The sequence below is a fragment of the Ruminococcus sp. 1001136sp1_2201st1_G3_2201SCRN_220225 genome (assembly GCF_040924365.1).
GTDB classification, from domain to species: Bacteria; Bacillota; Clostridia; order Lachnospirales; family Lachnospiraceae; genus Blautia_A; species Blautia_A faecis.
This window is the reverse complement of the sequence record NZ_JBCOME010000008.1, coordinates 34,128-58,775: the sequence shown is the minus strand read 5'-3', so window position 1 is coordinate 58,775 and position 24,648 is coordinate 34,128. Positions and strand designations below refer to the sequence as shown.

The following is a 24,648-nucleotide window of genomic DNA, read 5'->3' as shown; positions in this document are numbered from 1 at the left end:
TTATCTGTCCTTTTTCGTCAACACAGGAATATACGCCATTAAAACAGGCGGTTCCTGTGATATCTGTATTTTCACTTTAGTTTCCTCTATGGTCACATACTTCTTTACTGTATGTACCAGGTCACTTTTTAACATTTTCATCATCTGTGGAGAGCATTCTATGCGTTCTGAGATAAGAAGAAGTTTCATCCTGTCGCGAGCATATCCTGCTGAACGCCTTCTTTCATTTAAAAAGGTCTTCATGCAAAATCCCTCCATTCCAGAGCATTAGTTGACATAACATTATTACAAACAACCAACATGCTATTTTGCGTAACTAATTATTACCTGAATATCAATGTCTTTTAAACAGTCTTGAAAACATACCTTTCTTCTGTCTGAGTTCTGCAAAGGGAACTTCCTCTCCCATAAGCCGTTTGCAAATATTTTGGTATTCCTCCTCCGCCTGAGAATTTTTACCAGAAAGAGGCTCACCCTGATTGGTTGCTATCACAATCTGTTCGTCATCTAAAAGAGTTCCAATCAGATCTACAGCCAGAATCTCTGTCACATCATCCACAGACATCATATCTCCCCTGGCGATCATGTCAGGACGAAGACGGTTGATGATCAGATGGATATCCCGCAGATCATTTGCTTCCAAAAGCCCAATGATACGATCCGCATCGCGAATTGCAGATACCTCCGGTGTCGTCACTACAAGAGCTTTATCTGCACCTGCAATGGCATTCTTAAATCCCTGCTCAATTCCAGCCGGACAATCCAGCAATATATAATCAAACTCTTCTCGCAGATCATCCGTCAGTTTGATCATCTGTTCCGGTGATACGGCAGTTTTATCCTTGGTTTGCGCAGATGGCAGCAGATAGAGCTCCGGATGGCGCTTGTCTTTGATCAGAGCCTGTTTCAGACGGCAGCTTCCATTCACCACATCTACCAGATTATACACGATCCGGTTCTCCAACCCAAGCACAACATCCAGATTACGAAGACCAATATCCGTATCCACAACCACGGTTTTCTTTCCCATCATAGCCAGACCAGTTCCTATATTGGCAACTGTAGTGGTTTTTCCTACACCGCCTTTTCCGGATGTAATGACAATGACTTCACCCATTTCTTCTGATTCCTCCTAAACAAAATGTTCCAAAATCCTGGTATTTCTCTTATGGATATGCCTGCCGGAACACTCCCGGCAGGCATATCCAGTACTGCTGATCAGACTATGAACAGCAGCAAAATCGTTTTTAGTCATTCGATGTATCACTGGTATCTGTAGAAGCAATACCTGTGAGAATAGAATCTTTATCTGCAAGATTGTACATATATTTAAAAATATCATTAGCAATCAGACATGCATTACCGGAGCTGTAACCATTGGCAATACGGATTGCCACTGCATACTCCGGATCAGAGGCCGGCGCATAACCGATAAACAGACCATGGTTTGGATGACGAAGATCCAGCTCTGCTGTACCGGTTTTACCTGCCACTTCTACTCCAAGACCATCAAACTGGGAATGAGTCTGGATCACACGACGCATACCATCATGGATCACATCCCAGATATTTGAAGATATATTTACCACATCCTCAATTTCCGGCTCATACTCCTGGATCACTTCTCCCTTCGGGTTCATTACTTTGTCCAGAAGGGTCAGTTTAAATACATTTCCGGAAGTAGCCATAACAGTAGCATAACGAGCCAGTTCTGATGTGGTAAACAGGTTATTTCCCTGTCCCATATAAGATGGAACTGCTTTGGCATCGGAAACCTTCGGAGTTGCCTCTGAAAGCTCGATTCCAGTCTTCCGGTCCAGACCGATCAAAGAGGCATATTCCTGAAGCTTATTCAGACTCTGCACCTCGGAGAACTCATTATCCCCAACTTTTCCTAGCTGAAAACCGATCATGTTAAAGAAATAGTTACAGGACTGCTCGATTGCAGTACGGATATCCAGACTTCCATGACCATTCTTATACCAGCAATTAATAGGCGGATCTACATAGTCAAAAGTTCCGGTACATTCAATATATGTACCTTCGTCAATAATTCCTTCTTCCATTCCTGCAATTGTTGAAAGAAGCTTCAGTGTGGAACCTGGTGCAGTGGTTTGCTGGGTCGCTTTATTGAAGAACGGACTGGACTGGTCAAGTGCCAGCTTTGCGTAATAATCTGTATCCATATCATTGGTCAGACGATTATTGTCATATCCGGGATAGGAAACAAGTGCAACCACATCTCCAGTCTTTACATCTACAACTACAGCGGACGCTGAGCATGGCATTAATGCCAGCTGTGCAGGCTCTATCTCCAGAGTGTATATCTTATTGATCATAAAATCATAAGCTCCCATTGCTCCGGAAGCCAGATTCTCATAATCATCATCATTTTTGTCAAGGACTCCCTGCTCATAAAGCACCAGGCAGATTTCCTGTCCGGAAATTGTATCTTCCTGCAGCATATATTTGTAAAGGAGCTTGGAAAATCCAGTATCCGTACTGAGATAGTCAATAATATATTCTGTCAGTGCCTGATAAATTTCCTCAGAATCCAGATACTCTCCTTCCGGTGAAAAGCTGCTGATGTCGATCCAGCCCTGGCTTGTGGCATAAGTCAGGTAATCCTTCAGGCTGATGGTTTCATCTGTTGTCCATGCTTTGTAAGTAGCATCTGATGTATCGATGGCATCTTTGGAAATAATTCCAAGCGTGTCTCTAAGAAGGTCATTACAGATGTAAGACAAATATTCCTGTGTTTCTTCATCTTCATCCTTATAGGCTGGCGGGTTTGAGCCATTCAGCTTCGTGCTTATTGTATCAAAAACTCTCTGCTGCTTTTGTTGAAATTTGGCATATAAATTTTTTTCTATGTCAGAGGCATCCTCATTGCTGAATTTGGTGATATCAATCACACTGTTGGAAATCAGGGCATTGTATACATCATAAATAGGAATACGGATCTGACTGGCATCTGTGACATACGTGTAATCAAAAGTCTTTGCCGCATCAATTTTCGTCAGAAGAACACCAGCCACACGCTGTTTGAGGATCTGATAGATTGCCGATTGCCAGTCAGTTTCAATAGTAAGCTGCACATCATCTCCTGCAACCGGCTCTACTTTGGTGTCCTCGTCAATTTTTAGAACCTTTCCAAGGTTATCAACAGAAACCGTCTCCTTACCGTCTGTTCCCTGAAGGGTAAGTTCCATATACTGCTCAATTCCTGCTTTACCTACGATCGCATCATTGGAATAATCCGGATTCTGTTTCCGAAGCTCTGTCAGCTCCTCGGAGGAAGCCTTACCAGTATAGCCAAGGATTGGTGCCATGCTTTCATCATCAATATACTGGCGGATGGAATCCTCAACCACATCAATTCCCTGCAGTCCGGTCTTATTCTCCATGATCGCAGCTACCGACTTTTCACTGACATTGGTAGCAATGGTAACCTGCATGTATTTCTTAAAACTGTTGGTATTCAGTTCGTAGCGGATAGTTGCAATATCAAGCATTTCCTGCTTGGTCAAAGTAAGAGGCAGACCATGGGAGATCAGCTCGTCCTCTGTATAAGCACGATCACCGCTAAGAACAATAGAAAATTTCTCGGAACCAGTGAGAAACTCCATCATCTGATCCGCAGTCGCCGTCTTCTGTTCATCTTTCAGATCATCGATCAATGCCTGTCCATAAATATCGGCACGGAAGCGATTCAGGGTAAAGCCCTCAACAACATCAAAAGCATACTCTCCATTCTTATCTACCACAATATGGAAGGAATGGGTAATATCATCTCCGTTGCTGTGAAGGATCTGAAGTACCTGATAGGCTACACCATTTAATGTAAGATTCTTCTCCCTTGTAGAAGTGTAAGTTCCATTATCTTCCAGCGTCAGAGAATAGGATAGCACATTAGATGCAAGAATATCTCCGTTTCTGTCCAGAATATTTCCGCGGGTGCTCTTGAGCACACGCTCTTTGGTTGTCCTGGCCTGGAATTTGCTGATGTAATCCTCTCCCTGAATAATCTGCAGATCAAATAATCTACGCACCAGAACAACTGACATTATCACAAATACCAAGATCAGGACTGTTGTTCGTTTTAAACTGATTTTCTTGAAAATTCGTTTTATTTTAGTACCCAAATTGACTCACTTTCTTTCCTGGTTATGTTCATGTAGTGATAGTTTATGTAACGGAAAATCCGGTATACAATCAAGGTAATAAATACCGTGTAAAACATTTCCGGGATAATGATCCTGTACAGATAAGTCCCAAGTCCCAGTCTGCCTCTTAAAAGGAACTGCAGCCCATAAACAGACAGATTATATAAAAGATCTGCAACTGCAGTCAGAAACATAGGAACCTTCACATCATCATCGTAATAAATCCTGTGCGCATATCCACTTAAATAACCAATATACATATAGATCAAAGCATAAAATCCAAATACTGATCCAAAGAACAGATCCACAAAAAGCCCTGAAAAAAATCCTGCCCAAAGGCCGCTTTTGCGCCCGCGCATAAGCCCCATGGATACACAGAAAACCAGCATCAGATTAGGAGTTACAGAGCCAATAGAAATCAGATCCATAACCGTACACTGCAGAAGAAAACATATTACGATCGTAAGAAAATAGACAATCTTACCCTTCATCTGCGCCCTCCTGTCCGTCTGCCGCACTGCTGTCAGTACTGCCGCTACTCTCCTGACTGCTGTCGCCAGAAGTACTGTCAGAACTGCCGCTGTCAGAATTGCCTTCCACCTGCGCAGTTCCGTCTACCAGATCCTGCTTATTCACAGTAATAACAAATACATCTTTCAAATGAAGGAAATCCACAGGTGTTACAATGGTTCCTGTCTTAGTCAGATTATTGCTGTCTACCTGCACTTCGCTTACATATCCGATAAACAATCCTTCTACAAATTTCTCACTGATATTGGAAGTAACAATACGTTCCCCGACAGTCACCTTGTTCTCCTGATCATAAAGCTGCTCAAAGCGAAGCTTTCCTTCATCAATCAGTTCCAGGTCTCCGTTTACAATACAGTTATCAGAAGTGCTTACAGTCATTGCACTTACGCTGCTGCTGTCATCAATAATGGAGCGGACAGTAGCCCAGGAGGAACCAACTTCTGTGACAATTCCAACAAGCCCCTTGCCTGCGATCACATTATTATCGACCCTTATCCCATCATCAGAACCTTTGTTGATCATAAAGGTATCGTACCAGTTTCCAGGATCTTTGGAAATGATAGTCGCAGCCACCTTCGGATAGTCCTCATAGGTCTGATCCAGATTGTAAAGTTCTTTCAGTCTCTGATATTCCCCCTGATCCTGGATCAGTTTGTTATTCTGTGTAGTCAGACTGTCCAGTTCTGCCTTCAGCTCTTCATTTTCAAAAAGCAGATCCTGTTTGTCCTTGAAACTGTCCCTAATAGAACGGACCATACTGCCGATCTTTTCAATGCTTTTTTCAAAAGGGACTATGACAATTCCCGCTGTTTCCTGCAAAGGAGCTGTGGAAATACCTGAAGCAAATGTAGCCACAATACAGCTCAGACAGAAAAGTGTCATAATCGCCAGCAAATGTTTACTTTTCAGATTTATGCGAAATCGAAATTTTTTCTTAAGGTTTTTCATAAAATGGCACCCCTAAAAATTTATGATTTATAACTGTTCAGTACCTTCACAGTTACTATAATTTTCTTTGTGTGATGGGCTGAGCCCATTTACGAAGTTCTCTGTCGTGGATGATCTTCTCCAGACCTTTTACAGCTGAAGTTTCGTAAAGATCTGACAGGTTAAAAGAATAGCCTGTGTAACTTGCCAGATATGTATCTATATGAGGGATTCTGGTGCTCCCTCCGGTAAGGAAAATGCCTTCTTTCGCAATGTGGTAGGATATCTGCGGCGGGATACGTTCCAGAAAAACCTTCATCTGGGCACCGATCTCATTGACACAGTTCATGATTCCCGCATTGACTACATAGGCAGAAATAACCTCTTCCCTTGGAAGACCGGAAACACTGTCAATTCCTACAACCTTACGTGCCTGCTTATGCTGGTCTGCAAGCCGTCCCATTACCAGCTTCAGCCGCTTCCCGGTACGGGTACCGATCTGAAGATTATAACGCTTGCGTACTTCGCTGCACACGGCCTCATTCATCTGACGTCCGCCAATTGGAATCTTCTTGTTTATGATAATACGGCCTCCCGTAATAATGGAAAAATTCGTACTCTGGGCACCAATATTTACGATCATGCTTCCTGCATTGTTCTCCAGATCCACACCCATAGCTATGGCATCTGCAATAGGAGCCTCTACCATGTAAACCCTGTTCTTCCGCAGCCAATGTCCATTCGCCACCTGATAATAAGCTCTTTTTTCAATAGCAGTCATGTCCAGAGGAACTGCAAAGTACATGACAGAGCCTATTCCCAGAATTTTATCAATTTTTTTCATCATACTGTAAAGTACAATTTCCTGCAGTTCCAGATTGGCTATCATACCAAAAGCCATCGGCGAACTTACGGAAATATCAGAGGGTGCTTTCTCAAACATTTCATACGCTTCGTTGCCCACGGCTATGATTTTGCGGCCCTTGGCCGCAATCATGTTCTTCTCAATGTAGCTTTTATTTCGAATCATGGAATAGACCTTGACGGAACTGCTTCCAAGGTCTATTCCATATGTTTTTTCAAACAGCATATATCTGTCCCTTCATCCTTACTATGCCCTGCAAAAACAAATACCCGCCACTGGTTTACAGACGGCGTCAGCACTTCCGGCGGATCATTCCTCCGGCATCATTCCCTGTTCTTTAAAGCTAATGTATCTCTGGTCACCGATCACAACGTGATCCAGAAGCTTCACCCCAAGAATCTCCCCAGACCGGTAAATACGCTCTGTAATTTTCTTATCACATTCACTGGGCGTAGGATCTCCGCTTGGATGGTTATGAACCAGGATCACACTTACAGCGTGAAACTTCAATGCTTCCATAAAAACCTCCCTTGGAGTGATCAGAGTTGAATTCACGGTTCCCCGGGAAAGCATCTGCTCACCAAGAAAATGGTTTTTTCCATCCAGCAACATAACGATCAATACTTCCTGCTCTTCGTGCCGGAGACGTTCCATATAGTATTTTGCTATCGTGATGGGTTCGTTAAAAGAAAGTCTTGGTCTGGCAACAGCAGACGCCATCCGCTTGGAAAGCTCCCCGATACATTTCAGCTGGACGGCCTTGACTTTCCCGATTCCGTTCACCTTCATCAGATCCGGAATGGACATATGTAAAAGTCCCAGAAGTCCCGGATAGGAGGTATCTTTCGTAAGACTTAAGATTTGATTGGCGAGTACAAGAGAATTGCAGCCTTGTACACCGCTTCTCAGGATCACTGCCAGAAGCTCGCTGTCGCTGAGCACGGATGGTCCCCACTGCAGACATTTCTCATAAGGACGTGACGACTCCGGCAGTTCTCTGATGGTCTGTTTCATTTCATTCATATCTTTCACCTGCAGTTCTCCAGGACTGACAGGATACTGCTCACACCATACCCAAAGCATACTTCGCGCAGCTTTGCCAATGAACAGTAATGGGACTGTTCTTCATGCCATAATAAGCAGATTCTTCTTATTCCCCGAGACACAAAGACAGTTTTCCCCGCATTGTGTTTCACAATGCAGACTCATTTTAGCATAAAAAAGGAGAGATGTACACTCTCTCCTAAAAATTTCTAAACTTTTTAGAAACAGCTTCCGCTACTTTTATGCCATCCATAGCAGCAGAAGTAATCCCGCCTGCATATCCAGCGCCTTCCCCACATGGGTAAATCCCCTCATAGTTTGCTTCCAGGGAATCCTTATCACGGACAATACGCACCGGAGATGATGTTCTGCTTTCCACGCCGGACAACACTGCATCAGGACGGTCAAAGCCTTTGATTTTTTTTCCAAAGGCAAGAACACCCTCTTCTATGGAATCACCGATCTCTTTTGGAAAAATACTGCGCACATCACCTGGAACACAGTCACCCTTAATACAAGGTTCTACATCTTTAAGTCTTGTACTTGGCTTATGATTCTGATAATCTTCAAACAACTGTGCCGGAACCTTACCATTTCCAGCTTTCCACGCTGCGCGTTCCAGACTGCGCTGGAATGCTACACCGCCCAGTGGACCCTCTTCTGGAAAATCAGCCGGAGTCACCGATACGATCAGCGCACTGTTTGCATTGCGGCTGTCCCTGGCCTGATAGCTCATACCATTTACAGCAAGCATCTCCGGTTCCGAAGAAGCGTTCACCACATAACCTCCCGGACACATGCAAAAGGAATAAACACCACGGCCATTTTCACATGTGTGAGTGACTTTATAAGCAGCTGCTCCAAGTTTCTCGTTTTCCTCTTCCCCATAAAGAGCCAGATTGATCATGGACTGTGGATGTTCCATACGTACACCTACTGCAAAAGATTTTGGTTCCATATAGATTCCTTTTTTCTCAAACATGGAAAAAGAATCTCTTGCGCTGTGTCCAACTGCCAGCACACATACCTGGGCAGGAATCCTTTTTTCCCCATTTATCTCAATTTCTTTTAACTGACTGTTTTCAAAAAAAAGATCTGTCACTTTGGAACGGAACTGGAATTCCCCGCCCATTTCCTCAATTTCATGGCGAAGAGTCTCCACCACACCAACCAGCACGTCTGTACCAAGATGTGGTTTCTGCTGATAGATAATTTCTGACGGTGCACCCGCCTGCACGAAACGCTTCAGTACTTCATGATTTCTTCCTGAAGGGTCCTTTACCAGAGTATTTAGTTTTCCGTCGGAAAAAGTACCAGCCCCACCTTCACCAAACTGCACATTGGAATCCGGATCCAGTATGCCATTTTTCCAGAAATTCTCGACAGTCTTCTGACGGATATGCGCTTCCTCTCCCCGTTCCAGAACAAGAGGCCGATAACCTGCCCTTGCCAGATACCAGGCACAAAAAATTCCGGCAGGTCCGCTTCCTACAATGACTGGCGGATATTTCAGTTCCTCTTCACCAGGAGATGGAAATATGTATTCCTTTTTCTTGGTTGACATAATGTTATTATCATGAACCTTTCGTAAGATCTTGTTTTCCTGATTTATATCCTGCAAAGACACGTCTACTGTATAAACAAATTTCTTATCCTCTTTATGCCGGCAATCCAGTGACTGCTTCACTATTTCGTAAGTGAAGCCTTCATTTTTCAGACGAAGCTCCTTACGGATCTTTTGGCTTAACTCTTCCGGGGTATGATTGATTGAAAGTTTCAGCTGGGTAATTCGAATCATGTTATTCTCCTTTTTCAAACACGCTCTGACATTTTGCTGGCATTCACTCCTGCAACATAACCGCTGGACCAGGCCCACTGCAGATTGTAACCGCCACATTTCCCATCAATGTCCAATAGTTCTCCTGCGAAATATAGGCCTGAATTTCGTGTGGATTCCAAGGTCCGGGCGTTAACCTGCGTAGTATCAACGCCGCCTGAGCACACCTGTGCCTGTTCAAAAGACTGATAACCAGTCACTTTAAGCGGATAGCTGCTGATTGCTTCTTCCAGATCATTTGCTGACAAAAGCACTTTTGCAAGCTTATCCGGGAAAAGTCCGGTCAAAAAGTCTTTTTTTCCTTTATAGGGGCAGTTTTCCTTTCGTATTTTCAGAAAAGCTTTTAACTGTTCCCGGGAAAATTCTGGCAGAAAATTTAAAATCAGAGTCACATTTTTTCCCTGTTTCAGTGCACGGATTCCGTATCGGCTGACCTGAAACACCGGAATTCCAGATACGCCATAATCAGTAAGCTGTAGTTCTCCTGTTTCCTCTGTGACTTTTTCCCCATCCACAAGCAGCGTAATTCTGCCTTCTGTTCGAACACCTGCCCAGCCGGAAAAGCCTGTATTCCTGCATTTCAGGGCAGTTAAAGCTGGGAGAGGCTCTATAAGCCTGTGCCCCAGTGCTGCGGCAAGCTCATAACCGCTGCCATCTGAACCGGAAATTGCAGAAGCTTTGGAACCATTGGCAAGAATAACAGCCTCACCCTCGTATATCCAGCCTTCTACCTGAACCTTCCAGATATCCTGTTCCTTAAAAACACGTTGTACTTTTTGGTTGGTCTTGATCTTTACCCCAAGATTCCGTGCTTCCATACACAATACCTCGGCAACGCTTGCTGCCTGTCCGCTGTGAGGATAGAGATAGCCGCCGTTTTTATTTACAGGATAAATTCCAAGCCGGGTAAAAAATTTCACCGTGTCTTCTACCGGAAACTGGTTCAGAACTGCCTGTTCAAAGCCTGGATTTTCGCTTCGATATGCATCAGACGGCACCTGGATATTGGTAAAATTACATTTGCCGTTTCCTGTAGCGCAGATCTTTTTGCCTGGTTTTTCATTTTGTTCCAATATGGTTACAGCGGCCCCGTTTTCTGCAGCTGCAATGGCAGCCATCAACCCGGACGCCCCGCCGCCTGTAACGATAACACGTTTTTTCTCCATATAAACTCCCGTTTTTTACATCTGTTTGAAAGAACTTATGGTAACGGTTCAGCGCTTCACAGTTATACGCCTGGCGTTGCACGAAAATTCATGTTTTTCATGATTTCACGGTAATTTTACCAAATCCTGCTCCACAAGTTTCTGCAAGGACATCATAACACCAAGTTTTGCATGCTCCCAGGTGAGTCCTCCCTGGAAATATACGGCATATGGCTCTTTCACAGGTCCATCTGCGGAAAGCTCAATAGAAGAGCCCTGTACAAATGCGCCAGCCGCCATAATGACCTGGCTGTCATAACCTGGCATATCCCATGGCTCCGGATCAACATAACTGTCAACCGGGGCAGCAGCCTGAATCCCCTTACAGAACGCGATCAGACGCTCCGGACTTTTTAAAGTCACTGCCTGAATAATATCCTGCCTTGGCTCTGTGGAATTTGGAACCACGTCAAATCCAAGCTTTTCATAAATATTGGCTGCAAAAACAGCGCCCTTTAACGCACCCTTGGTCACCATCGGTGCAAGGAAAAATCCCTGATAGAAGGAGCGGTTTACGCCAAGTGAAGCTCCCACCTCAGCACCAAGTCCCGGACAGGTCATACGGTAAGAAGCATTTTCCACGCACTCTTTGGTTCCCGCAATGTAACCGCCAATTGGAGCAAGTCCGCCGCCCGGGTTTTTGATCAAAGAACCAACCACCATATCTGCACCAACATCACTGGGCTCAATCGTGTCAACAAATTCGCCGTAGCAATTGTCTACCATACAGATCACATCAGGCTTAATGCTCTTTACAAATGCGATCAGCTCGCCAATCTGCTTTACTGAGAAAGAGGGGCGTGTCATATAGCCTTTGGAACGCTGAATCTCAACCAGTTTTGTTTTCTCATTGATTGCTTTGCGGATATTTTCATAATCGAAAGTTCCATCCTCAAGAAGATCCACTTGACGATAAGTTACTCCGTATTCTGCCAGGGAGCCCTTGGATGGACGGATACCGATCACCTCTTCAAGAGTATCATATGGCTTTCCGGCTGGTGCCAGCATTTCGTCGCCTGGACGCAGGTTTCCAAAAAGAGCAATGGCCAGGGCATGCGTTCCACACGCAATCTGCGGACGCACCAGACATGCTTCTGTGTGGAATGTATCCGCATAAACTTTTTCCAGAGTATCACGACCGTAATCGTTGTAGCCGTAACCGGAAGAAGAACCGAAACACTCCTCGCTGACACGGTTTTTCTGCATAGCCAGAAGCACCTTCATCTGGTTATATTCTGCTGTTTTGTCAAACTTTTCAAAACGCTCCTTTAAGGATTCCTCTATTTCATGGCAAAAATCGTAAACCTGGGAAGAAATTCCCAGCTGCTCGTATAATTCTTTCATAATAATTCTTTCCGTCTGTCTGACGGTATTCCTCCATTTTTTGTTATTTTCAAAGGCGGGCGATTCCCCTGGGGAAAATCTGATTATTGAAATAACTACTCTCCAGTTATTCCTTTTTCATGGCAAACATTCAGCATATACTCCAGCATTTTATCCTCGTTATACCCGAACTCATCTTTATTCACCCACACTGTTTCCGGCTCTCTGCGGAACCAGGTGAGCTGGCGTTTGGCAAAGTGCCGGGTGTCGCGCTTCAAGATCCGCACAGCCTCTTCCAGCGACATTTCTCCATCCAGATAGGCCAGGATTTCTTTGTATCCAAGGCCTTGCATGGAAACCATACCTCTATGACAGCCCATGTCCTTCAGCTTCTGGACTTCTGCCACAAGACCGCTGGTCATCATTTCATCCACCCGCTTATCAATGCGTTTATATAAAAGCTCCCGTGGTGCATTCAGCACAAAGTATGCCAGATTATAGGGGCTGGTCCGTTCCTGCTGCTCCTCATTGTGTGCGGAAATAGGGCTATGGTTCTGATGATAAAATTCCAGTGCGCGGATTACACGCTTCGTGTTGTTTTCGTGGATCACTTCGGCGCTTTTGGGATCCACCTCTGCCAGCATCTGATGAAGATATGCAGCACCTTTTTCCTGGACAAGCGCCTCCAGACCGGCCCGATATCCATCATCCTGCTCGGCCTGGGTAAAATCAATGTCTCTGGTCACCGCCTGAATATAAAAGCCGGTTCCCCCCACCAGAATGGGAATATGTCCCCTGGTATAAATCTTTTCCATGGCATCCTTTGCCATCTGTTGGAAACGTACAATGTGAAATTCTTCCTCTGGCATCAGCTCATCCACCAGGTAATGGGGAACTCCCTGCATTTCTTCTGGCATGATCTTCGCGGAGCCAATATCCATATATTTATAAACCTGCATGGAGTCTGCAGATATGATCTCGCCGCCAATGGCTTTTGCCAGGGAAATAGACAGCCTGGTTTTTCCAACTGCAGTGGGACCGGTAAGGACAATAAGAGGTTTTTTCATAATCTCTCCTGTTTATACGATATTGCGCTGTCATTCATGAAACGTGCTTGAAAAAAGCTTTTTGCCTGCTTTCTTTTATACTGCTTTCTTGCAGAAAGTCAGCAATCTGTTTCTGAATTACACAATTCGCTTAAATTTCTTTTCAATTTCAGTCTTCGTCATCGCAATGATAGTGGGACGGCCATGAGGACAATTATATGGATTGTCCAGAGTAAGAAGCTCGTCGATCAGCTTATCTGCCTCCAGAGCAGACATCTGATGATTTCCTTTGACAGCAGATTTGCATGCCATTGTGGCAAGTCTTGCTGTGAAAAGGTCAAAAGCATCCTTTGCACCTTCTCCTCCCAGATTGTCAAGCATTTCCAGAAAGAGTTCTTCTTCATGGAATCCGTACAAATTTGTCGGAACTGCACTGATACAGTATTCCCTTCCACCAAAGGGTTCAATCTCAAAACCGTATTTCCTGAAATATTCTTCGTTGGCTTTTAATTTCGCCTGTTCATCCATGTTCAAGGTCACCACAAGCGGAGGATTCAGATATTGCGATTCAATGGACTGTTCTTTAAAACGTTTTACAAAGCGCTCATAATTTACCTTTTCGTGAGCTGCATGCTGGTCGATAATGTAAAACTGGTTTTCAAATTCCACCAGCCAGTAGGTGTCAAACAACTGGCCAATCAGCTTATGGCGGTTTCGGGATTCTGGTGCCAGAAGTTTCTCCTGAAAAAGCTCAAGCTGCTTTCCCCCAACGGATGGATATTCTGTACCTGGATCACTCTGTCCAGGCTCAGATTTATCTGGTATCTCATAGTTTACGGATACAGCAGTCTCTGCCTGATTATCGGCTTCATTCATTCTCTCAACCGATATGTTATCTTCTGCCGCTTTTTCATCTGCACTTTTATCCGCTTTTTCTTCTGCTTTTTCTTCTGCTTTTTCATCCGCTCTTTTATCTGCCTCCGCAGCCTCTTTTAAAGTTCCTGCAAAAAGAGCTTCCTCTTCCTTGCTAAATGGCTTCGCCTGATAAATTGCCTGCTCACGAAGCACACTGCTGGCCTGACAGCCAGAGCTGTTTACAAGGCTTCCAGATGAATTTATTTTTCCAGTTGGAGCTGTTTTTTCAGTTAGAGCTGTTTTTCCAGTTAGAACTGTTTTTTCAGCAGCCTGTGAATAGCAGCTTTCATTATTCCCTGCGCTGCTTCGACCAGCTTTTTCAGCAGCACCTTCACAATGAAGTTCCGTCCTGCGACTTTTCTCAAATGGCTCCGGAACTGCTCCGCGGCTTACTGCTGCCACCTTTGATTCCCGCTCCTCTTTTCCCACTGGAACAACCGGTATCAGTTCTCTGTGAAGAAGCGCATTGTGAACAGCCTCGTAAATGGCATCATACACCTCCGCCCCTCTTGCAAAACGAACCTCCAGTTTCCGGGGATGAACATTTACATCCAGATCATTTCCTGTCATCTGGATCTGCAATGACACAAAAGGAAATTTATGCTGCATGACAAAGCCCTTATATGCATCCTCAATGGCCTTCGTAATAATATTGTTTTTCACAAATCTGCCATTTACATAGTAGTTCTCAAAGCTTCGGTTTCCTCTGGAAACCTCCGGTTTGCCGGCGTATCCCTCAATTTTCATAAAATCATTTTCGTAGGAGACTTCCAGAAGTGCTTTCGCCATATCCCGGCCATATACATTATAAATAACATCCTTCACATTATAATTGCCGGAAGTATGCAGTTTCACCTGTTTGTTCTGAATATATTTAAAAGAAATCTCCGGATGGGAAAGAGCAAGCTGTTCCATCATAGTTCCAATATAATTTGCTTCTGAAGAATCAGATTTCAGGAACTTGCTCCGGGCCGGTGTGTTGTAAAAGAGATTCCGAACCAGGAAAGTAGTTCCATCTGGAGCTCCCATTTCCTCAAGGCTTTGTTCTACGCCGCCTTCGATCACGTAACGCACGCCGCTGATAGCAGAAGGAGTTTTTGTGATCAGCTCCACCTGGGAAACTGCGGCAATACTGGATAAAGCCTCACCACGAAATCCCAGTGAGGCTATGTTTTCCAGATCTTCTACTTTTTCAATTTTGCTGGTAGCATGACTTAAGAATGCCGTAGGTACCTGAGCAGCCTCGATTCCCCCTCCGTTGTCTGTAATACGGATCAGCTTCTTTCCTCCATCTGTAATCTCTACTGTTACAGCAGTAGCACCAGCATCAATGGAATTTTCTACAAGCTCCTTTACAACAGAAGAAGGGCGCTCTACCACCTCACCTGCTGCAATTTTATCAATGGTATGTTTATCTAAAACTGCTATTTTTCTCAAGTTTTTCTCTCCATATAAAAGCAGGTTGACCGCTTCGGTTCACAATACGGACATGTCGCCTGCCGGTGACAGCACCATATATGAAAGTCAGCTGTCAGTTACCATCTGTTCTTTATCTTATTCTGAAGATTGTATAACGTATTTAAGGCTTCCATGGGAGTCAGATTTCCAATGTCAATGCCTTTTAATTCTTCAATAATGTCATTGTCTTGTACAGTGTCAAATAATGACATCTGCGCCATATCCATTTCTACCTTCGGCTTCTTCTTCGGTGAAGCCAGATCTTTTACAGCAGCAGTAATGTCTGCATCGCTTAATTCCTCGACCAGCTCTTTTGCACGGTTAATAACAGAATCCGGAACACCTGCCAGCTTGGCGACCTGAATTCCATAGCTCTTGTCTGCGCCGCCTTTCACGATCTTACGGAGAAAAACAATATCATCACCTTTTTCCTTAACTGCAATGCAGTAGTTGGTAACGCCGGAAAGCTTCCCTTCCAGTTCTGTCAGTTCATGATAATGTGTGGCAAATAGTGTCTTGGCTCCACAGAGCTTTGTATTGCTGATATGTTCAATCACTGCCCAGGCAATGGCAAGACCATCAAAGGTACTGGTTCCACGGCCAATCTCATCCAGGATCAGAAGGCTCTTGGCAGTGGCATTTCGAAGGATATTGGCAACCTCAGTCATTTCCACCATGAAAGTACTCTGTCCGCTGGCAAGGTCATCTGATGCACCTACACGAGTAAAGATTCTGTCCACAATTCCAATTACAGCCTTATCTGCCGGAACAAAGCTTCCAATCTGTGCCATAAGTACGATCAACGCAGTCTGGCGCATGTATGTGGATTTACCTGCCATATTTGGACCTGTAATAATGGAAACTCTTTTTTTAGTATTGTCAAGGTATGTATCGTTGGCAATGAACATATCATTATCGATCATCTGCTCTACAACCGGATGACGACCACCTTTGATATCTATAATTCCGCCTTCATTTACCTTCGGACGTACATAATGATTGCGCTCAGCAACAAGCGCCAGGGATGCAAACACATCCAGACCTGCAATTGCCTTGGCTGTACGCTGGATTCTTATCACTTCCTGGCCAACTTTATCACGGACATTGGAAAACAGCTCGTATTCCAGGGCATAAAGTTTATCTTCAGCGCCAAGGATCATATTTTCAAGGTTTTTCAACTCCTCGGTAATATAACGTTCTGCATTTGCAAGAGTCTGTTTACGGATGTAGTTCTCCGGCACCAGTTCTTTAAACGTATTGGTTACCTCAAGGGCATAGCCGAATACACGGTTATATTTGATCTTCAGGGATTTGATTCCGGTACGCTCACGTTCCTTTGTTTCCAGCTCTGTAAGCCATTTTTTTCCATCTGTGCGGGCACTGCGGAATTTATCCACATCTTCGTTAAAGCCTTCACGAATAATGCCTCCATCCTTCTGGGCAAGGGGCGGTTCATCTACAATGGCGTGCTTGATCAGATCTGTAATATCTTCAAGACTGTCCATGTCCTCGTAGATTTCTTTCAGAATCGGTGCCTGAAAGTCCTTGAGAACCTGTTTAATATAAGGAATCATTTCCAGAGAGGACGCAAATGCTACCATATCTCTTGGATTTGCAGACTTAAAGCTGATGCGGCTGACCAGACGCTCCAGGTCATACACTGGATTGAGATATTCCCGGATCTCATCGCGGAGCATCGGTTTCTCATTCAGCTCTTCAAGAGCTTCCAGTCTGCGATTGATCTCTTCTGCATCGATCAGTGGCTGTTCCACAAAGGAGCGAAGAGTACGGGCACCCATGGCTGTTTTAGTCTTATCCAGTACCCAGAGAAGAGAACCTCTTTTCTGCTTTTCACGGAGGGTCTCCACCAACTCCAGATTTCGTCGGCTGGAGCTGTCAATCAGCATATAACGCTCTGCCGTATAAGGACGGATGGTAGTCATCTGAGAAAGTGCAGTCTTCTGCGTTTCCTTAAGATACAAAAACAGCGCTCCGGCAGCTATGATTCCACTGTCATAATCGCTGATTCCAAGGCCTTCCAGATTGGTTACGTGAAAATGTTCCCTTAATTCTTTTCTGCAGGTATCATCATCGAAATACCAGGCATCCAGGGAAAAAATACAAATTCCAAGACGTTCTTTCAAATCGTCTGTGTCAACCCCACTCATAAAAAAGGAATCATTACATATGATTTCAGCCGGACTGAATTTGTTGATCTCATCAACCAGTTTCTGGCTATTTGGTACTTCTGTAAGGAAACAGTCACCTGTGGTAATATCCGCTATTGCACAACCAAAGCGGTCTGCTATGGAGACAATTGACATCAGATAATTGTTCTTTGACTCATCCAAAGAAGTTGCATCTAAAGTAGTTCCGGGAGTAACCACACGGATAACAGCACGCTTTACAAGTCCTTTTGCTTTTTTCGGATCCTCTACCTGTTCGCAGATTGCAACTTTATGTCCCCGTTCAATAAGACGGTTAATATAGGTATCAGCTGCATGAAAGGGAATTCCACACATAGGAGCACGTTCTTCCAGACCGCAGTCTTTACCGGTGAGCGTCAGTTCCAGCTCCTTGGATACCAGAAGTGCATCATCAAAAAACATCTCGTAGAAATCCCCGAGACGATAAAATAAGATGCAGTCTTTGTATTCTTCTTTTGTTTTGCAGTATTCCTGCATCATGGGCGACATGTTCATTCTTTTGCCAGAACCCCTTGATTTATCTACATTTGCGCCGCTTTTGGAAGTGTTACTGCACGGTTTCTGCACGGTATTTTCATTTTTTGTTTCATTTGTATTCATCTTATTCTTCTCTTACTATCATCATAAAATATCGTAGTTTTATTAAGTGTTTTGTAAATGCGGATTCGGTGTGCATGAAAATCAATGTCTTCCCACATAAGAGCTGCCAGTTCTCCAATACGCATCCCAGTGTTTAAAATAATATAAAACACCTCATAATATCTGGTTTTCATCCTTTCCCGACCAGATCACAAGTACATCAGAATATTAACACGTTCCAGAAAAATATTCAAGTCTCCTGTTTTTCCAGCCATTTCTCAAATTTTTTCTTATGAACAAGGGTTCTTCGCCCAATCCGAACGGTAAAATCATTTTCTGCCATTAAAGTTCGCACTGTCCTTTCAGACAATCCGGTAAGTCCGCAAGTTTCTTTTACTGAAAGAAGAAGTTTCTCATTTTCTTCTCGTCCGCCTCTACTTTTCAACATAACTGTTCTCCTTTCGAAATTGTGTTCTGTTTTCAACACGATCAAGACTTTCCCTTCTAAATATACTCTGTTTATCCACTTTTCCATCCTCCAGTATGCAATTTGTTTATCATATCATCTGACTGATGCTGTATTTTTATCATTTGTTTATTGTATCTGGTCTCTGACGCTTTGCATCAAAGATCTCTAGATAAAAATAATTTTTTCTTCATATAATGTGACAAATCCTCTTCTGATGTTTATAAACAGATAGGAAGCATTCGAATTCTTACAGGAAAGGAGAACTATTATGAGCGAAATCAAACAGAACATTACAAACGAATTATCTGAAGAAGAATTAGAAAATGTTGCCGGTGGTTTTGGCCGTCCTACTATGGATGATCCCAGATATAGGGAGCAGATGAGGATAAACAATATGTTAAAACGAGGCATGAATATGGAGGAAATTCAAAAAGCGTTGAAGTCCTATTCGTAAATAACTATATCAATCCTTCCGGGCAGCCTTAGGGCTGCCCCTGTTTTTCTCTGGTCACCTTATCACTTCCACGATTAGTCAGAGTTCCTGCCAGTACCACCGTTCCTGGCACCAGCACCATGATATATATGATTCCAAGCCCAAATCTGAGGAACTTGCCAAGGCTTCGGCTTATTTCTTCTATTATATATGGGCACCCTGTATTTATCCACCAGTACAAAGGAATTAATGCAAAAATACTGATAAACAACCTTAGCTTTTGCGAAATTCTGTCAAAATCTAATTGTCTTTTTTCCAGTATCCTGCAGATGACAAAGGATGCAATAAATCCGACTCCTTCATATGCATCTCCCCGCATTTTAGCAGGATCAACCAGAAGTGATCCATCCGGCAGATAATCAAGTGGATATGGTTTGTATTCATAGTACAGCACAGCAGCAATACAGATCAAAAGCCCTGCCACAAGAATCATGAGGTCTCTTTTTTTGTCTTTTTCACTCCACAATTCCAACCACCCGGTCAGATACATCATAACTGCTGTTGATATAAATCCCACCAGAACATCCTGCGGAGTATGCACTCCCAGATAATTTCGTGAAAACATAGTCAGAAATACCAGCACAAACAACAGACCTGCAACGACACTGTGCTTTTTTTCCATGAACCAAAGTCCACTTCCACCGAACATAGCCGTTGCCCGCGTTGTATGCCCACTTGGAAATGAATATCCGGTAGCTGCTGTTTTAGAATCACCATAGGGTAAAATCCGTGTATCCCGTATCCATGGGCGATAGACACAGAAAGTAAGCTTTAAAAATCCGTTGATAAACAGACCGCCCCCAAGTCCTGCCAGGATTTTTCGTCCCGCCTTCCGGTCAAATGCCCAGTAAATCATACACATCATTGCAATAGGTAAAAATCCTGCGGACAGCTTTGTTACTGCATTCATAAGCGGTGTCAGAATACTGCCAACCGTTTCGCGAAATTGTTGCAGGTACAATAAATACTCAATATCCATAGCTTTCCTCTTTCTGCTGTTCTTTCAGGCGAAAATAAAGCTGTGACTGTGTTAAATACTGATATGGTCCGGCAAAGAATATATTAACCAACCCGAATGTTATAATTCCCAGAAGGCTCCATCCTATAAAAGACAGATCTAATACAAATGCAGCCCACTTATTTCCCTTCATCATCTGACGGCTCTTTTCAAAAGCTTCTTTTCGATTCATCTGTGGATTCTCTGCCAACAAAAACGGAATCATCATATACTCATACTGTTTTATAATTCCCGGAATTATAAACAAAAGACTCCATAAGCTTACAAACAATGTCCGCAAAAACATAATCCAGCCAACATTCTTTCCATCTCTCCTGTTGATCACCGACCAGATACATCTCGTCTCCGCTGTTCCGTATTCACATTGAATAAACAGCTTTTTACATCCCACCTCCAGAGGATTCCAAATCAAAATCGTCATAATAAAGTTAACAAGCAACGCAACTGCCACAATTCCAAGTGCAATTCCTAAAACAAGGCCAAAATCATCAGTTTCTACTGCGCCTATCACTTCATCAAAACTTCCGGAAGAAGACCTTTCTACTACCGAGACCACTCCTGAACCTCCAATCAGGGATAATATAACTCCTGCCAGAACTGCTTTCCAATAATTTATCTTTAAAAGCTGTTTGGCACACTCTTTCAATTCTCTCCTTGTCCACATATACAATTCCCTCCTCTTCAAACTACCCATATGCAAATATCTCATATCTGAAATATGTCATCCGGCTTTCATAATCTATTACAATGCATTATCCCCAGTCAGTTCAGGCAGAGTCTCTGTAGCCTGAACGCCTATTCCCCCTGTTTTTCCATAATCATTCGCAACTTCTCCAGAGCACGTTTCTGTATCATCCTTACATTTCCCGGTGATAAATTCATCTGCCCGCCAAGCTCTGTGGAACTTTTCTGATAATAAAATCTTCCCAGAAGAATTTCCCGTTCTCTGTCAGAAAGCTGCTCCAGACTTTTTCTTAATGTCTCTTCTCTCATAATCTTTGCCACAATCTCTTCCGGCATTTTTTCCCGGGGAATTGTCTGCTGCTTCAGGATTTCCAGAGAATAATGAGTCTTTTTATCCCTATAATAGTTTTTCAGGCGGTTTGCTGTGATTGCATACAACCAGGTAGCTATACTACCTTTTTCTTCATCATAACTGTCCATATTTCTGTAAAAAGACAGAAATACATCTCCAGTCAGTTCTTCCGCTTCATACAGATCAGGAACTCTTTTATGTATAAATGTCAAAATTTTCAGATAATATTCCTGATAAATACGCTCAAACTCCTCATACTTCATCCTCCGCCTCTTCATAAGACTCAATCTCTGCATAGAGATGTGTGTCTTCTTTCACATCTTCCTCTGGCTCGTACAGTTCTTTACACTCCTTATCTGTATACATAATGTAATAAGAATTATCGTCATGAAGCATGATCCATACATGATTATCTGCTGGAACCGTGATTGTATAATCCTTTTCCTGCTCTGTACCAGGAGCTGCAGTAACTGTCACATTACGTACATCACCTTCTGCTTTTTCTGCTTCTTCGTACTTTTCACAGAGATCTGCTACATCCTCAGGCCTGTCCACGCCGTAGGAGAATTCCATCTTCGAAGCTTCTTCCGAAGTGCCGTCCTTATGATTCAGAATCTGAGTATGTTTCAGTGGTCTGTAATCATCCGAAGCAACCACATATTCCATAGAAATCCAGTCTCCCTCTGTGTAGGATTCTCCATCTCCCTGAGAATTCAATGTGCTCTGCGTAAGTTCTTCAGGTACCTTTGTCTGTATAATGATCGTATCACCATCTTCCTTCAGATCCGTCACTTCTTCCTCTATGGTTTCATCTGTGTAAAAGCTTATAAGATCATCTGCATTTCCATCTGCTTCATCAATATACAGACAGGAGAGATACTCATCTCCTTCTTTTCCGTATTTTAATTCGCCATCTTTATAGAGCATCTGGGTAGTACCATACATCTCTACATACATCACTTCAGAATCTTCATAGTCATATACCTTTGTATTCTGCAGTATATATTCACAGGTAGCTTCATAGCTTTTATGATTGCTTACAAGACTGTCTGTTTCTCCTGCTTTCATCATCTGTTCCAGTGCATTGTCTTTTGTCAGTTCAGGTAACGTATCCGATGCCTGAACACTCACACATTCTGCTCCCAGAGTTCCCATAATCATTGCCGTCACAATAATCATTCTTTTCTTCATTTTTTAGTCTCCTTTTCTTATATTTTTTCCTTTACGATGCCAGTAAGAGCGAGCTTTCGGGCATTATACCGTATCAAAAGCTCTCCTCATTTTGACAGTTTTCTGTATCTGTATTATTTATGTTATTTGAATTTGACTTTCCTGTCTATATTTTTGCGTGAATAGTCAAAATATGGTGTGAAAAGACCTTCATATGATTTGATTTTGCCTTCTGCCAATGGTATACTTGTTTTTAATAGGTAACCTGACCATTATCTATTTTTATGACAGGAGGTTTTTATGATAGCATTGCGTTATTTCTGCGGATTTTCTCTTCAGATTTTTCCTTATGCATTTTTCTGTTTGTATACATTCCGGGATCGTTTCCGCCTAAGCACAAAAAAGGCAATGCGCATGGCACTGTCCATTTTTTTTGTAATGGTCATTCCGTTTTCTCTTATCGCACAGTTCAACATCGGCGGTGATTACAAAGAGCTGATCTCGAATGCTATTTTTTATATTGCCTTGTTACTGTTCGGAATGTTGTACTGCTTTATCATCCAGGCAAAAACAGTAGAAAAACTGTTTGTATTTTTTGTTGTAATGAGCTACGGATTCTTTGTCACAAGTACTGTTACTTTTTTGCACCGTACTTTCCGGTTTCCGTCCGATCATTTTATGTATCCGCCCCTTGCACTGATTCTCACACTTATCATAAATCTGCTTCTTGCGAAACCATTTCTCATGCTGATGGAGCGAATCCGTACTATGATCAACGCTGATCTGGAATCACGTATCTGGAAGATTCTCTGCTCCCTCCCTGCTTTGTTTATTCTAATTGCCAGCATTGCACAATTCTCAAGCATAATAAATCTTTCCACCAATATGGTTGTCCATGCTATGTTTGTATTGTTTGCAGTATTTGCTTTCATAGTATATGCCGTATTCTTTAGTGTCATGGAATACATCCGCAGCAAACAGGAAGAACAGAGAATTTCCGAGCGGATACTGGAAAGCTACCGGAATCAGGCAGAAAACAATGAACATATTCTGGAAATGCACCATGAGATCCGGCATCATATGAATGCCCTGTCCGCCTATCTTAAACAGGAGGACTATGCAGGTGCCAGACAATATACGCAGAAATTTACTGAAGAAGCCGAACAGCTTCCTTTTGTCACCTACACAGCCAATGTTCTGGTCAATTCCATCCTTTTAGAATTTGCAGAACGTGCCAGCCGTTATAAAGCCATAGTGGAGTACAGTATTATCATTGGCAGAAAACTCAACATGGAAGACATTGATTTGTGCCGGATGTTGACAAATATATTGGAAAATGCAGTAGAAGGGTGTCAGAAGGTTTCTGAAGGACAGCGGATCATCCAGCTGAATCTCCATTCAAAGGGAAATTTTCTGTTTATTAAATGTGAAAACTCCTGCAATGAGGATAACTTGAGAATCACGAATGGAAAATATAAATCCAGTAAAAAGAACAGTGACAGACACGGTTACGGTCTTAAGATCATCAATGGAATCGCCGAAAAATACAATGGTATACTGAACGTACAGGTACGTGGTGGCTTTTTTGCTGTAACAACAACGCTTTGTCTTGACGAAAATAACGAATAATAGGAGGCTTTCACTATGTACCATATTGTCATCTGTGATGATGAACCGATTTTTTTAACACAGATATCTGAAATGATCATCGATATTTTAGCATCCATGGGAGAATCCTGCGAGATTCGAAAATATACTTCTATTTCAGAATTAAAAAATACATTGCAGAATACTCCTAAAAGCTGTGACATTCTGATTCTTGATATTATGCTGGGTGAAAACAATGGGATCAGCTTTGCAGAATGTCTCCATGACACTGGAAAACAAATTCCCGTTATCTTCATTTCCAGCAGTAAGGAATTTGTATTCGATGCATATTCTGCTGAACCTGTAGGTTATATCCTCAAGCCGGTCAGCCGTCAAAAACTTGCAGAAGCACTAACCCGTGCAATCCGACATCTGATTCCGAAATCCATTATAATCGACACTCCGTCCAGAACTGTATCCTTTCATATCAAGGATATTACCTATATTGAAATAATCAATAAAGAATTGCAGATTCATCTTCAGGATGGTACTGTCACGAAGATATATAAATCCCTTTCTGCAGTCCGTGAAATTCTGCCGAAAGATATCTTCGTGCAATGTCACAGATGCTACATTGTTTCTCTGTATGCTGTCCGTTCAATCAGACGCTTTGAAATCACACTGAATAATCAGGAAATAATCCCGGTCAGCAAATACAGCTACCGGGATGTCCAGGAACAATTACAGCAATACGCTGCAAAATGGTTTTAAT

General features: G+C 43.0%; 22 protein-coding genes. 3 read left to right on the top strand and 19 right to left on the bottom strand.

Annotation, left to right across the window (positions count from 1 at the left end):
* From minE to AB5642_RS04535, 15 genes are all read right to left on the bottom strand, one after another.
* Window positions 1-243, bottom strand: a complete 243-nt coding sequence (gene minE / locus AB5642_RS04605; protein ID WP_118580224.1) for a cell division topological specificity factor MinE — start codon at window positions 241-243, stop codon at window positions 1-3.
* 91 nt (window positions 244-334) lie between these two features.
* On the bottom strand, window positions 335-1,117 hold the full coding sequence (gene minD / locus AB5642_RS04600) for a septum site-determining protein MinD (protein WP_148463014.1): 783 nt from the start codon (window positions 1,115-1,117) through the stop codon (window positions 335-337).
* A 130-nt stretch (window positions 1,118-1,247) separates the two neighbouring features.
* Window positions 1,248-4,073, bottom strand: coding sequence for a penicillin-binding transpeptidase domain-containing protein (locus AB5642_RS04595; protein WP_308768469.1), 2,826 nt, complete (start codon window positions 4,071-4,073; stop codon window positions 1,248-1,250).
* A gap of 56 nt (window positions 4,074-4,129) precedes the next feature.
* Window positions 4,130-4,657, bottom strand: coding sequence for a rod shape-determining protein MreD (gene mreD / locus AB5642_RS04590; RefSeq protein ID WP_148463012.1), 528 nt, complete (start codon window positions 4,655-4,657; stop codon window positions 4,130-4,132).
* Window positions 4,647-5,645 carry a rod shape-determining protein MreC gene (gene mreC / locus AB5642_RS04585; RefSeq protein WP_148463011.1) on the bottom strand — a complete coding sequence of 333 codons (999 nt, stop codon included), beginning with the start codon at window positions 5,643-5,645 and terminating at the stop codon, window positions 4,647-4,649. The genes mreD and mreC overlap by 11 nt, the downstream gene beginning before the upstream one ends.
* A gap of 55 nt (window positions 5,646-5,700) precedes the next feature.
* Entirely contained in the window at window positions 5,701-6,714 is a 1,014-nt protein-coding gene (locus tag AB5642_RS04580) for a rod shape-determining protein (protein WP_148463010.1), read from the bottom strand.
* Between the two features lie 84 nt (window positions 6,715-6,798).
* Window positions 6,799-7,512 (bottom strand): DNA repair protein RadC, encoded by a 714-nt coding sequence (gene radC, locus AB5642_RS04575; RefSeq protein ID WP_330590270.1) that lies wholly within the window; start codon window positions 7,510-7,512, stop codon window positions 6,799-6,801.
* A gap of 220 nt (window positions 7,513-7,732) precedes the next feature.
* Entirely contained in the window at window positions 7,733-9,331 is a 1,599-nt protein-coding gene (locus tag AB5642_RS04570) for an NAD(P)/FAD-dependent oxidoreductase (RefSeq protein ID WP_173718922.1), read from the bottom strand.
* Window positions 9,332-9,345: 14 nt separating this feature from the next.
* Complete coding sequence (locus tag AB5642_RS04565; RefSeq protein WP_173718921.1) at window positions 9,346-10,536, bottom strand: NAD(P)/FAD-dependent oxidoreductase; 1,191 nt, start codon at window positions 10,534-10,536, stop codon at window positions 9,346-9,348.
* Between the two features lie 105 nt (window positions 10,537-10,641).
* Window positions 10,642-11,919: a methionine gamma-lyase family protein gene (locus AB5642_RS04560; protein ID WP_173718920.1), complete on the bottom strand. Its 1,278-nt coding sequence runs from the start codon at window positions 11,917-11,919 to the stop codon at window positions 10,642-10,644.
* A 95-nt stretch (window positions 11,920-12,014) separates the two neighbouring features.
* Window positions 12,015-12,965 (bottom strand): tRNA (adenosine(37)-N6)-dimethylallyltransferase MiaA, encoded by a 951-nt coding sequence (gene miaA / locus AB5642_RS04555; protein ID WP_173718919.1) that lies wholly within the window; start codon window positions 12,963-12,965, stop codon window positions 12,015-12,017.
* 117 nt (window positions 12,966-13,082) lie between these two features.
* The gene (mutL, locus tag AB5642_RS04550; protein ID WP_173718918.1) at window positions 13,083-15,296 is read right to left on the bottom strand and encodes a DNA mismatch repair endonuclease MutL; all 2,214 of its coding nucleotides are present in this window, start codon (window positions 15,294-15,296) and stop codon (window positions 13,083-13,085) included.
* Window positions 15,297-15,394: 98 nt separating this feature from the next.
* Entirely contained in the window at window positions 15,395-18,019 is a 2,625-nt protein-coding gene (mutS, locus tag AB5642_RS04545) for a DNA mismatch repair protein MutS (protein WP_334285830.1), read from the bottom strand.
* 101 nt (window positions 18,020-18,120) lie between these two features.
* Window positions 18,121-18,297, bottom strand: coding sequence for a tyrosine-type recombinase/integrase (locus tag AB5642_RS04540; RefSeq protein WP_148462081.1), 177 nt, complete (start codon window positions 18,295-18,297; stop codon window positions 18,121-18,123).
* Window positions 18,298-18,353: 56 nt separating this feature from the next.
* Entirely contained in the window at window positions 18,354-18,551 is a 198-nt protein-coding gene (locus AB5642_RS04535) for a helix-turn-helix domain-containing protein (protein WP_173718917.1), read from the bottom strand.
* Between the two features lie 289 nt (window positions 18,552-18,840).
* Between AB5642_RS04535 and AB5642_RS04530 the strand changes: the two genes are divergently transcribed.
* Window positions 18,841-19,026 (top strand): hypothetical protein, encoded by a 186-nt coding sequence (locus AB5642_RS04530; protein ID WP_148462071.1) that lies wholly within the window; start codon window positions 18,841-18,843, stop codon window positions 19,024-19,026.
* Window positions 19,027-19,054: 28 nt separating this feature from the next.
* Here AB5642_RS04530 and AB5642_RS04525 read toward each other — a convergent pair whose 3' ends face one another.
* The 4 genes from AB5642_RS04525 to AB5642_RS04510 all read right to left on the bottom strand — a co-directional run bounded on the left by AB5642_RS04525 (window position 19,055) and on the right by AB5642_RS04510 (window position 22,310).
* Window positions 19,055-20,044 carry a phosphatase PAP2 family protein gene (locus tag AB5642_RS04525; protein WP_173718916.1) on the bottom strand — a complete coding sequence of 330 codons (990 nt, stop codon included), beginning with the start codon at window positions 20,042-20,044 and terminating at the stop codon, window positions 19,055-19,057.
* Entirely contained in the window at window positions 20,034-20,747 is a 714-nt protein-coding gene (locus tag AB5642_RS04520; RefSeq protein ID WP_117676027.1) for a DUF975 family protein, read from the bottom strand. Before AB5642_RS04520 ends, AB5642_RS04525 begins: the two co-directional genes overlap by 11 nt.
* Before the next feature lie 131 nt (window positions 20,748-20,878).
* Window positions 20,879-21,382: an RNA polymerase sigma factor gene (locus tag AB5642_RS04515; RefSeq protein WP_237925603.1), complete on the bottom strand. Its 504-nt coding sequence runs from the start codon at window positions 21,380-21,382 to the stop codon at window positions 20,879-20,881.
* Window positions 21,372-22,310, bottom strand: a complete 939-nt coding sequence (locus AB5642_RS04510) for a hypothetical protein (RefSeq protein ID WP_173718914.1) — start codon at window positions 22,308-22,310, stop codon at window positions 21,372-21,374. The genes AB5642_RS04515 and AB5642_RS04510 overlap by 11 nt, the downstream gene beginning before the upstream one ends.
* 279 nt (window positions 22,311-22,589) lie before the next feature.
* On the opposite strand from AB5642_RS04510, the gene AB5642_RS04505 reads away from it, so the two are divergent.
* On the top strand, window positions 22,590-23,918 hold the full coding sequence (locus AB5642_RS04505; protein WP_368371478.1) for a GHKL domain-containing protein: 1,329 nt from the start codon (window positions 22,590-22,592) through the stop codon (window positions 23,916-23,918).
* Window positions 23,919-23,933: 15 nt separating this feature from the next.
* Entirely contained in the window at window positions 23,934-24,647 is a 714-nt protein-coding gene (locus AB5642_RS04500; RefSeq protein WP_173718912.1) for a LytTR family DNA-binding domain-containing protein, read from the top strand.
* Window position 24,648: the final 1 nt, after the last annotated feature.

Excerpts from the sequence above, each read along its gene's own strand:
- minE (WP_118580224.1), bottom strand. The coding sequence starts at position 243 with ATGAAGACCTTTTTAAATGAAAGAAGGCGTTCAGCAGGATATGCTCGC.
- minD (WP_148463014.1), bottom strand. The coding sequence starts at position 1,117 with ATGGGTGAAGTCATTGTCATTACATCCGGAAAAGGCGGTGTAGGAAAA.
- mreD (WP_148463012.1), bottom strand. The coding sequence starts at position 4,657 with ATGAAGGGTAAGATTGTCTATTTTCTTACGATCGTAATATGTTTTCTT.
- mreC (WP_148463011.1), bottom strand. The coding sequence starts at position 5,645 with ATGAAAAACCTTAAGAAAAAATTTCGATTTCGCATAAATCTGAAAAGT.
- AB5642_RS04580 (WP_148463010.1), bottom strand. The coding sequence starts at position 6,714 with ATGCTGTTTGAAAAAACATATGGAATAGACCTTGGAAGCAGTTCCGTC.
- radC (WP_330590270.1), bottom strand. The coding sequence starts at position 7,512 with ATGAATGAAATGAAACAGACCATCAGAGAACTGCCGGAGTCGTCACGT.
- AB5642_RS04570 (WP_173718922.1), bottom strand. The coding sequence starts at position 9,331 with ATGATTCGAATTACCCAGCTGAAACTTTCAATCAATCATACCCCGGAA.
- AB5642_RS04565 (WP_173718921.1), bottom strand. The coding sequence starts at position 10,536 with ATGGAGAAAAAACGTGTTATCGTTACAGGCGGCGGGGCGTCCGGGTTG.
- AB5642_RS04560 (WP_173718920.1), bottom strand. The coding sequence starts at position 11,919 with ATGAAAGAATTATACGAGCAGCTGGGAATTTCTTCCCAGGTTTACGAT.
- miaA (WP_173718919.1), bottom strand. The coding sequence starts at position 12,965 with ATGAAAAAACCTCTTATTGTCCTTACCGGTCCCACTGCAGTTGGAAAA.
- mutS (WP_334285830.1), bottom strand. The coding sequence starts at position 18,019 with ATGAACATGTCGCCCATGATGCAGGAATACTGCAAAACAAAAGAAGAA.
- AB5642_RS04540 (WP_148462081.1), bottom strand. The coding sequence starts at position 18,297 with ATGAAAACCAGATATTATGAGGTGTTTTATATTATTTTAAACACTGGG.
- AB5642_RS04535 (WP_173718917.1), bottom strand. The coding sequence starts at position 18,551 with ATGTTGAAAAGTAGAGGCGGACGAGAAGAAAATGAGAAACTTCTTCTT.
- AB5642_RS04530 (WP_148462071.1), top strand. The coding sequence starts at position 18,841 with ATGAGCGAAATCAAACAGAACATTACAAACGAATTATCTGAAGAAGAA.
- AB5642_RS04525 (WP_173718916.1), bottom strand. The coding sequence starts at position 20,044 with ATGGATATTGAGTATTTATTGTACCTGCAACAATTTCGCGAAACGGTT.
- AB5642_RS04520 (WP_117676027.1), bottom strand. The coding sequence starts at position 20,747 with ATGTGGACAAGGAGAGAATTGAAAGAGTGTGCCAAACAGCTTTTAAAG.
- AB5642_RS04515 (WP_237925603.1), bottom strand. The coding sequence starts at position 21,382 with ATGAAGTATGAGGAGTTTGAGCGTATTTATCAGGAATATTATCTGAAA.
- AB5642_RS04510 (WP_173718914.1), bottom strand. The coding sequence starts at position 22,310 with ATGAAGAAAAGAATGATTATTGTGACGGCAATGATTATGGGAACTCTG.
- AB5642_RS04505 (WP_368371478.1), top strand. The coding sequence starts at position 22,590 with ATGATAGCATTGCGTTATTTCTGCGGATTTTCTCTTCAGATTTTTCCT.
- AB5642_RS04500 (WP_173718912.1), top strand. The coding sequence starts at position 23,934 with ATGTACCATATTGTCATCTGTGATGATGAACCGATTTTTTTAACACAG.